The sequence below is a fragment of the Roseateles sp. genome (genome assembly GCF_019237615.1).
In the GTDB taxonomy this organism is placed as follows: Bacteria; Pseudomonadota; Gammaproteobacteria; order Burkholderiales; family Burkholderiaceae_C; genus Pelomonas.
In genome coordinates this window covers 1-8596 of record NZ_JAFAGT010000042.1, presented here as the reverse complement: position 1 = coordinate 8596, position 8596 = coordinate 1, and the positions used below count along the sequence as shown (strand labels likewise).

Below are 8596 nucleotides of genomic sequence, written 5' to 3'. Positions count from 1 at the left end.
CCCGTGGCGTACCCATACACCAGCACCTTGACCATCATGGCCGGGTGGAACGGCTGGTTGCGTGAGCCGCCCCCTTCGTAACGCTTGAAGAACGCGCTCAGGTCCAGCGCATCGACCGTGTCGTTGATGTAGTGCGCCAGATGACCGATCGGCAGCCATTCCTGCAGTGACGGCGGCAACAGAAACTGCTGATCGGGCTCGTAAGGCAGGTAGCTTGTCGGCATGGGGTGGATCTTCCCAGTCCGACCCCATTCACGCATCCGGCGATGCCCTTGACATCAGGTTTCTACCGCGCAGGCACCTAGAACAGGCCGGCGAGGCGCCGCACGGCGTCCTCCGAATGCGCCCGGTCGGGGCGCAGGTCGTCGTTGCCGAAATCGTGCTCGCCCATGGCTGCGACGAGCAGGCCGTCGCGGCGCGGCAGCGCGACGACGTTCTGGCCGCGGTAGATCAGTGCGTAGTCCACCTCGGGTTGGGGCACAAGGTGGGCCGTCTGGCCGCGTACCGGCGTCATGCCGTCATCGCCCAGCAGCGTGCGGGCGCCGTCGCCCATGCAGTTGACGATGTGCCGTTCCGGCAGCCGCGCGAACTCGTGGGGCGAGCGGAACTCGTGCCGCACCAGTTCGCCGCCGTCGCGGGCGAAATCATCCAGCAGCAGGCGCTGGTAGGCCGGGATGTTGAAGACCAGCTGCGTGAAGCGGCGGACATGGGGCGTGCGGAACGGGTGCTCGCCGGCCCCCAGCGCTCTGCCCTGAGGGCGCAGGTCGGCGATGCGGCCGCCGAGGTCGGGGTAGTCGGGCTCGCTGGCATGGCCCGGATAAGCGGGGAGAGGGGCGTCGAAGCCCTCGTCGGCCACCAGATATCCGTCATGCCATTCAACCGGTCCCGACGGCAGGCCCAGATAGCCCTGGTGCACCTTGAACGAAGCCCGCGCCATCGATTCCCAGTCGGCCGTCCAGGCCTGGCTGGCATGCGCGCTCGTGACGATGCGCGAGTCGGGTGTCCACAGGCCCGTCGCGGCCGAGGAATGCACCAGCGGCGGGCGGTCCTTGGCGTACAGGCGCACCTTGTGGCCGGCCTGCTGGAGCGTGCGCGCCGTCGTCAGCCCGATGGCGCCGCAGCCGATGACGGCGATGCGTTCGCCAGCTCGGGCGCCGCTCGCCTGCAGCAGCGCCAGCGCACGCTGGGCCGTACCCCAGGACAGCGACCATCCACTGCCTCCATGGCCGTAGTGGTGGACCAGCGTCTTGCCGAAACGCCGCTCGGCCTCGATGCGCGGACCCTGTGCGCGAAAAGGGCGTATGCCGACGGCGATGTCGACGATGCGGTCCGCACTCACGCGCATCGCGGCGGGCGGGCGCGGTGCTGCGAAGTCCAGCGCCAGCGCTGGCAGGGTGAGGGCGGCGCCGCCCGCCGCCAACAGATCTCGGCGATTCATGACGCGTGGCGGGCCAGCGACTTGCGGATCAGCGCCGCGTCGCGCAGGCGATTGGCCGAGCCGTCGGCATCCAGCAGCACGACGGTGACGGGCCGCTTGCCATTCAGGATGCGCATCGCCAGGCAGCGTCCCGCCTCCTCGGTGTAGCCGGTCTTGGAGACCTGGATGTTCCAGCCCTTGGCACCCACCAGCCGGTTGGTATTGCGGATCTCGCGCGGGCGGCCGTCGACCGGCACCTGGGCCTTTCTGACGCTGGTGATGCGCTCGATCTCGCCGTAGCGCGCCGCGGCGGCCGTGATGGCCGCCATCTCGGTGGCCGTCGATGTATTGGCCGGCGAGAGGCCGGTCGGGTCGGTGATGGCCGTGCGCTTCAGCCCGAGGGCCTGGATCTTGGCCTGCATGGCCTTGGCGAAGCCGGCCTCGCCGCCCGGGAAAGTGCGTGCCAGCGCCGCGGCCGCGCGGTTCTCGGACTCCATCAGCGCCATCTCCAGCGCCGCCAGGCGGCTCATCTGCGTGCCGACGCGCACGCGGGACCGGCTGTGCTTGAGGGTGTCGACGTCCTCGCTGGTGATGCGCAGCTTCTCGGTCGGGTCCAGCCTGGCGTCCAGCACCACCATGGCCGTCAGCAGCTTGGTCAGCGAGGCGATGGGCACGACGGCATCGGCGTCGCGTGCCATCAGCACCTTGCCGGTCGCGTCGTCGATGACGACGACATGCTTGGCGTTCACCGGCAGGCGCAGTTGCTGGGCGGGCGGTGGTGTCTCGGCGGGGGCGCCTGCCACGGCGCGCTGCGCGTCGGGCGCCTCGGGCGCATGGGGGGCGTCCTTGGTACGGGCCTGGACGACGAAGCTGGTCGCCGCGATCAGCAGGGCAGGCAGGGCCAGCTTCCAGCCCGTGGCGCGGGGGCGCGGCGCGAGCAGGCGTTCGATGCGGGTGAGCAGGCGGCCACCGCGGGCGGCCAGGGCGAGGGAGGAGGAGGGCATGGGGGAGTGATCGAGTTCGGACAGTGCGTGCAGGGCCAGCGCAAGGCGGCGGGAGTCGCCGACGAGCTCGGCCGAGATCTCGTCGGCCACCAGTTCGCGTTCATGGCGCATGCGCGCCGACAGCCACCAGACGACGGGGTGGAAGAAGAGTAGGGCCTCGACAGCGCTCTGCAGCAGGTTGGCGAGATAGTCCCAGCGCCGCACATGGGCCAGCTCATGGGCCAGCAGGGCTTCGAGCAGGTCCACGGGCAGGCGGCTCAGCAGTGCCGCCGGCAGCAGCACGCAGGGGCGCAGCGAGCCCAGCGTGACCGGGCCGGCCAGCTCGGGCAGCAGGCGCAAGCCGACCGCGCGGCGCAAGCCGAGGCTGCGGGCCAGCGCGTCCAGCCGTGCCTGCCATTCGGCGGGGGCCGGCGTGCTGCGGCGCCGCGCGCGGCTGACCCAGGCCAGACCCAGCGCGAGGCGGCCCAGCATCAGCGCCGTGCCGAGGGCCCAGGCGCTGACGAGCGCAGGCATCTGCCCGGCCAGCGCCGACAGCTCGCCGACGAACTCGGCCTCGGTGGGCGCAAGGTCCAGGCATTGGGCCAGCGGCAGTCCCAGGCACAGTCCCAGGCTGGCGGCGCAGACGGCATAGCGCCAGCGCGCCGAGGTGCCGCGCAGCAGGCCCAGCAGCAGCGCAGCCACGGCGCCCACCAGGGCGCCCTGCCAGACGAAGTTCAGCAGAGCCCAGCCCCAGGCGTTCATCACGGCATCCAGGCTCATGCTTCGTCTCCGTTCCTGGCTAGCAACTGGCGGATCTCCGCGCGCTCCTTGGCGCTGACATGGCTCTTCAGGGCGGCCAGTACCAGGGCCTTGCCAGAGCCGGCAAAGGCCTTGGCGATGAAGTCCCTGACGAGGGACTGTTGCAGCTTGTCCTGGGCGTGCACGGGTGCATAGAGCTGTGGGCGCTGGCTTTCGTCGCGGCTCAGCAGGCCCTTGCCGTGCATGACCTGCAGCTGGCGCAGCACGGTCGCATAGCTCGCGTCGGGGCGCTCGGGCAGCAGCGACTCGTGGACGGTCTTGGCGTCGGCGGCGCCAAGCCGCCACAGGATCTGCAGCAGGTCCAGCTCGGCAGCCGTGGGCCGCGCAGGGGGGCGTGGGGTGGGCTTCATGGTTTCAGAATAATCGTTCTAGAACGTGTTGTCTAGAACAATTGTTCTGAAACTAGCGTGCGTCCAATTCGCGGTGGCGTTTCAGCACATGGCCATGGTGGCCGAACTGGCGTGCCAGCATCTCGACGAGATAGACCGAGCGATGCTGGCCGCCCGTGCAGCCGATGGCGACGGTCAGGTAGCTGCGCTGGTCGGCTGCGAAGTTGGGCAGCCAGCGCGACAGGAAGCCGGCGATCTGGCCCATCATCAGCCCGACCTCGGGCTGGGCCGCGAGATAGGCGGCCACCGGCGCGTCGCGGCCGGTCAGCGGGCGCAGCTCGCGGTCGTAGTAGGGATTGGGCAGCACGCGCACGTCGAAGACGAAGTCCGCATCACTGGGCACGCCATGCTTGAAGGCGAAGCTCTCGAACACCAGCGTCAGCTTGCCACCGGCATTGGGCCCGACCAGGTCGGCCAGCCAGGCGCGCAACTGGGCCGGGCGCAGCTGGCTGGTGTCGATGATGGTGGACTCGGCCTTGAGTCCGCCGAGCAGCTCGCGCTCCAGCTTGATCGCGTCGAGCAGCAGGCGGTGGCTGTCCTCGGCGTCTCCGTCCAGCGCGCCGAAGTTGGTGTCGCGGTCCTCGCGCAGCGGATGCGGCCGGCGCGTTTCGGAGAAGCGCCGCATCAGCGCTTCGTTGCTGGCGTCGAGGAAGACGGAGCGCACGGCCACGCCAGCGCTGCGCAAGTCCTTGATGAGCGGCAGCAGTAGCGGCAGCGAGCCGGAGGAGCGCACATCCACGGCGATGGCGACGCGGCGTTCGCCGCGCTGCTGCTCCAGCTTCAGGAAGTCCAGGAGCAGCTCGGCAGGCAGGTTCTCGACGCAGAAATAGCCGGCATCCTCCAGCGCATGCATGGCGACGGACTTGCCGGCGCCGGACATGCCGGTCAGCAGCACGACGTCGCCCTGCAGTTCGGTGTCCAGAATCATGGCGTGGCCTTGCGCGCTTGGATGGCGGTGGATGCATCCAGCATCTCCTGGGCATGAGCCAGGCTGGTGGAGGACAGACGCTCGCCGCCCAGCATGCGGGCGATCTCGGCGACGCGGGCCTCGCCGGCCACCGGCGCGACGCGGCTCGCGGTGGCACCATCTTGCAAGCTTTTGGCGACGACCAGGTGACGGTCGGCGCAGGCGGCCACCTGCGGCAGGTGGGTGACGGCCAGTACCTGGCGGCGGCCGTCCGCTGAATGGCCAAGCTGCTTCATCAGCCGGCCCACCGTCTCGGCGACGGCGCCGCCGATGCCGACATCGATCTCGTCAAAGATCAGCGTGCCCGGGGCGTTGTCGGTGGCGGCCTGGCTGGCCGTCACGGCTATGGCCAGCGCGATGCGTGACAGCTCGCCGCCGGAGGCCACCTTGGCCAGCGGCCGCGGCGTGCTGCCGGCATGGCCTGCGACGAGGAACTCGGCGGACTCGAGGCCCCAGCTCTGTGGGCCGTCGGTGGCGTTCAGCGCGATGTCGAACTGGCCGCCGGCCATGCCCAGCTGCTGCATCGCGGCCGTGACGGCCGATGCGAGCCGCGGCGCGGCCTTGCCGCGGACGCGGCTGGCGGCCTTGGCCTCGGCGTCGAAGGTCTGTCGCGCAGCGGCGAGCGCCGCTTCGAGCTGGGCGGGGTCGCTGGCCGCGTCGAGCGCAGAGAGCTCCGCACGCCATTGCGCAAGCAGCGCGGGCAGCTCCTGCGGCTGGCGGCGGTAGCGGCGCGAGAGCGTCATCCAAGCGGACACGCGCTCGTCCAGCTCGGCCAGGCGGGCAGGGTCGAGGTCGGCCTTGTGCAGATAGGCCGACAGCGTGTGGCTGGCGTCCTGCAACTGGGCCTGCACGTCGCGCAGCGCCTGCACCGCGGGCAGCAGGCGGGCGTCGTGGTCGAGCACGCGTTCGAGCTGGTCAAGCGCGCCGCCGGCCAGCGACTGGGCGCTGGGCTCTGCCTCGTCCAGCGCGTCCAGCGCCGATTGGGCAGCGTCGATGAGGGACTGCCCGTGCGACAGGCGGGCATGCTCGGCGTTGAGTTCCTCCCACTCGCCCTCGGCCGGCGCCAGGCCGTCCAGCTCGCCGATCTGCCAGGCCAGGCGCTCGCGTTCGCGCAAGGCATCGGCCTGCTGGCCCCGGGCCTGGTGCAGCGCCTCGGCGGCCCGCTTCCAGTCGGCGTGGGCGCGGGCCAGTGGCGCGCTGTCCAGGCCGGCAAAGCCGTCCAGCAGCTCGCGCACGGCGGCCGGGCGCGTCAGGCCTTGCCAGGCATGCTGGCCATGGATGTCGAGCAGATGGTCGGCCAGCTCGCGCAGCTGCGTCAGCGTGGCGACACCGCCGTTGATCCAGGCGCGGCTCTTGCCGGTGGTGTCGATGATGCGGCGCAGCAGCAACGCGTCATCCGCCTCGAAGCCGGCCTCGTCCAGCCAGGCGCGCAGATGCGGCGGCGTGTCGAACTCGGCGCAGATCTCGGCCTTGGCGGTGCCTTCGCGTACCACGCCGGCATCGCCTCGACCGCCCAGCGCGAGTTGCAGCGCATCGATGAGGATGGACTTGCCCGCGCCGGTCTCGCCGGTCAGCACGGCGAAGCCGGGCTCGAAGTCGAGCTCCAGCGTGGGGACGATGACGAAATCCTTCAGGCTCAGATGCCGCAGCATGGGTCAGGCTCTAGACGTACCAACGCAGTTTGCGACGCAGCGTCGCGTAATAGCTCCAGCCCTTGGGGTGGAGGAACCGGATCTGGTGCTGGCTGCGCCGCACCGTGATGGTGTCGCCGTGCAGCAGGCTCGCAAGGCTTTGCATGTCGAAGTTCACGGAGGCGTCGCGGCCGGCGATGATCTCCAGGCTTACCTCGCCGCGGTCGGGCAGCACGATGGGCCGGTTGGAAAGCGTGTGCGAGGCGATAGGCACCAGCACCCAGCCGGCGATGCTGGGGTGCAGGATGGGGCCGCCGGCCGACAGCGAGTAGGCGGTGGAGCCCGTCGGTGTCGCGACGATGATGCCGTCGGCGCGGATGCTGGCGACCGGCTCGCCGCCGGCTTGGATGCGCAGCTCAATCATGCTGGCCGTCTGGCCGCGGCTGAGCACCACGTCGTTGAGCGCCTGGCCCGAGAAGATGGACTCGCCGTCGCGCCATACCTCCCCCTCCAGCATGGCGCGCGGCTCGACCTCGTAGTCGCCGGCCAGAATGGGAGCCAGCGATTCGCGCCAGCGCTCGAACGGGATGTCGGTGATGAAGCCGAGGCGCCCCTGGTTGATGCCCACCAGCGGAATGCCATGGCGCGCCATCTCGCGCGCAAAGCCCAGCATGGTGCCATCGCCGCCGACGACCACGGCCAGGTCGCAGGCCTGGCCCAGCTCATCGTGCGACAGGGCTTCGTAGCCCGTCAGTCCGGTGTTCTGCGCGGTGTCCGCCTCCAGCGAGACGTCCAGCCCCTGGCTGCACAAAAACTGGGCAATTTCTTCCAGCACCGGCTTGATGCCCGGCGCCTGATGCTTACCCACGATGGCGACATGTCTGAAGCGCTCGGCCATGCGACAAATTACACCACAGGGGTTTTGCTCTTCATGGGGGAATCCGGGGGTTCCTAGAATGGCGCCTATGCTCGACGAGCGATCCAAATCCCTGCTGAAGACCCTGGTCGAACGCTACATCGCGGACGGCCAGCCGGTTGGCTCGCGCACGCTGTCCAAGGCCTCGGGCCTGGAACTCAGCCCTGCCACCATCCGCAACGTGATGGCCGACCTGGAAGAGCTGGGCCTCATTGCCAGCCCCCACACCAGCGCCGGCCGCATCCCGACGGCGCGCGGCTACCGCCTCTTCGTCGACACCATGTTGACGGCCCAGCCCGGCCTCGTCGGCGTGGAGGCGACGCAACTGCAGCCTGACCAGCCCCAGCGCGTAATCGCCAGCGCGGCGCAGATGCTGTCCAACCTGTCCAGCTTCGTCGGCGTTGTCACGTCGCCCAGGAAGCCCAGCGTCTTCCACCACATCGAGTTCTTGCGCCTGGGCGAGCGCCGTGTGCTGGTCATCCTGGTATCGCCCGACGGCGATGTGCAGAACCGCGTCATCTTTACCGCCCAGGACCTGAGCCAGGCTGAGTTGGCCGAGGCCAGCAACCGGTTGAACGCCGGCTATGCGGGCTTGACGCTGGAGGCCGTGCGCGAGCGTCTGCGCCACGAGGTGGACGCGCTGCGCGGCGAGATCGCGCAGTTGATGAGCGTGGCCGTGCAAGTCGGCAGCGAGGCCATGGCGCAGGAGGAGGAGCGCGTCGTCGTCTCCGGCGAACGCAATCTGCTGACGGTGCAGGACTTCAGCCACGACATGGGTAGCCTGCGCCGCCTGTTCGACCTGTTCGAGCAGAAGACGCAGCTGATGCGCCTGCTGGACACCTCCAGCCGCGCCGAGGGCGTGCGCATCTACATCGGCGGCGAAAGCCAGGTCGTGCCCTACGAGGAGTTGTCCATCGTCAGCGCGCCCTACGAGGTCGACGGTCAGGTCGTCGGCACGTTGGGCGTCATCGGCCCAACGCGCATGGCCTACGACCGCATGATCCAGATCGTCGACATCACGTCGCGCATGGTTGGGCAGGCGCTGTCTCAACGCTGACTAGAATCCGTGCCTTCCAACCGGGGGCCGTTAGCTCAGTTGGTCAGAGCAGAGGACTCATAATCCTTTGGTCATTGGTTCAAGTCCAATACGGCCTACCAAAAAATTATGTTTTCGAATCAAGGGCTTGCTTATGCAGGCCCTTGGCGTTTTCGGGTTTTAAACGTGTCTTGGGACACGTTTTGGGACACGGGGACGGTCATCTCTTGCATGCGCCGCACCGATAGAGTGCCCTTGACCCGAGCTCGTAAAAGTCGTCTGGCTCAACGTGTGTTACGTCCCGCGTAAATCTCGACGCCCGGTCCCAAGCTATTCGAGGGCGAACCGAGCGGGGTGTCCCAGGACGAATCGGGAAGGACTGGCGCCTTGAGGAAGGCGAGACGCTGATGCCGCAGGCGCGATGAACAACGCCGCCAG

General features: G+C 69.1%; 8 protein-coding genes and 1 tRNA gene. 2 read left to right on the top strand and 7 right to left on the bottom strand.

Translation table 11 applies throughout. The annotated features are described in order from the left end of the window. From JOY88_RS07500 to JOY88_RS07470, 7 genes are all read right to left on the bottom strand, one after another. On the bottom strand, nucleotides 1-224 hold a 224-nt coding region (locus JOY88_RS07500; RefSeq protein ID WP_524539193.1), incomplete at its 3' end, for a transposase. Between the two features lie 77 nt (nucleotides 225-301). Further along, complete coding sequence (locus tag JOY88_RS07495) at nucleotides 302-1438, bottom strand: FAD-dependent oxidoreductase (protein ID WP_293501639.1); 1137 nt, start codon at nucleotides 1436-1438, stop codon at nucleotides 302-304. After that, nucleotides 1435-3180 carry a M56 family metallopeptidase gene (locus JOY88_RS07490; protein WP_293501638.1) on the bottom strand — a complete coding sequence of 582 codons (1746 nt, stop codon included), beginning with the start codon at nucleotides 3178-3180 and terminating at the stop codon, nucleotides 1435-1437. The genes JOY88_RS07495 and JOY88_RS07490 overlap by 4 nt, the downstream gene beginning before the upstream one ends. Then, nucleotides 3177-3569 (bottom strand): BlaI/MecI/CopY family transcriptional regulator, encoded by a 393-nt coding sequence (locus tag JOY88_RS07485; protein ID WP_293501637.1) that lies wholly within the window; start codon nucleotides 3567-3569, stop codon nucleotides 3177-3179. Before JOY88_RS07485 ends, JOY88_RS07490 begins: the two co-directional genes overlap by 4 nt. A gap of 52 nt (nucleotides 3570-3621) precedes the next feature. Next, complete coding sequence (rapZ, locus tag JOY88_RS07480; protein WP_524539192.1) at nucleotides 3622-4536, bottom strand: RNase adapter RapZ; 915 nt, start codon at nucleotides 4534-4536, stop codon at nucleotides 3622-3624. After that, nucleotides 4533-6227, bottom strand: a complete 1695-nt coding sequence (gene recN / locus JOY88_RS07475; RefSeq protein ID WP_293501636.1) for a DNA repair protein RecN — start codon at nucleotides 6225-6227, stop codon at nucleotides 4533-4535. The genes rapZ and recN overlap by 4 nt, the downstream gene beginning before the upstream one ends. A 10-nt stretch (nucleotides 6228-6237) precedes the next feature. Continuing rightward, a complete protein-coding gene (locus JOY88_RS07470; protein ID WP_293501635.1) occupies nucleotides 6238-7104 on the bottom strand; it encodes an NAD kinase in 867 nt (288 codons plus the stop codon). Nucleotides 7105-7171: 67 nt separating this feature from the next. Here JOY88_RS07470 and hrcA point away from each other — a divergent pair, with 67 nt between their 5' ends. Together hrcA and JOY88_RS07460 are read left to right on the top strand one after the other, a co-directional pair. Then, the gene (hrcA, locus tag JOY88_RS07465; RefSeq protein WP_293501634.1) at nucleotides 7172-8179 is read left to right on the top strand and encodes a heat-inducible transcriptional repressor HrcA; all 1008 of its coding nucleotides are present in this window, start codon (nucleotides 7172-7174) and stop codon (nucleotides 8177-8179) included. A gap of 24 nt (nucleotides 8180-8203) precedes the next feature. Further along, nucleotides 8204-8280 (top strand) — tRNA-Ile (locus JOY88_RS07460). Nucleotides 8281-8596: the final 316 nt, after the last annotated feature.

What these genes read in the sequence shown, in the direction of transcription:
- JOY88_RS07485 (WP_293501637.1), bottom strand. Translation starts at nt 3,569, where the DNA reads ATGAAGCCCACCCCACGCCCCCCTGCGCGGCCCACGGCTGCCGAGCTG.
- rapZ (WP_524539192.1), bottom strand. Translation starts at nt 4,536, where the DNA reads ATGATTCTGGACACCGAACTGCAGGGCGACGTCGTGCTGCTGACCGGC.
- JOY88_RS07490 (WP_293501638.1), bottom strand. Translation starts at nt 3,180, where the DNA reads ATGAGCCTGGATGCCGTGATGAACGCCTGGGGCTGGGCTCTGCTGAAC.
- recN (WP_293501636.1), bottom strand. Translation starts at nt 6,227, where the DNA reads ATGCTGCGGCATCTGAGCCTGAAGGATTTCGTCATCGTCCCCACGCTG.
- hrcA (WP_293501634.1), top strand. Translation starts at nt 7,172, where the DNA reads ATGCTCGACGAGCGATCCAAATCCCTGCTGAAGACCCTGGTCGAACGC.
- JOY88_RS07495 (WP_293501639.1), bottom strand. Translation starts at nt 1,438, where the DNA reads ATGAATCGCCGAGATCTGTTGGCGGCGGGCGGCGCCGCCCTCACCCTG.
- JOY88_RS07470 (WP_293501635.1), bottom strand. Translation starts at nt 7,104, where the DNA reads ATGGCCGAGCGCTTCAGACATGTCGCCATCGTGGGTAAGCATCAGGCG.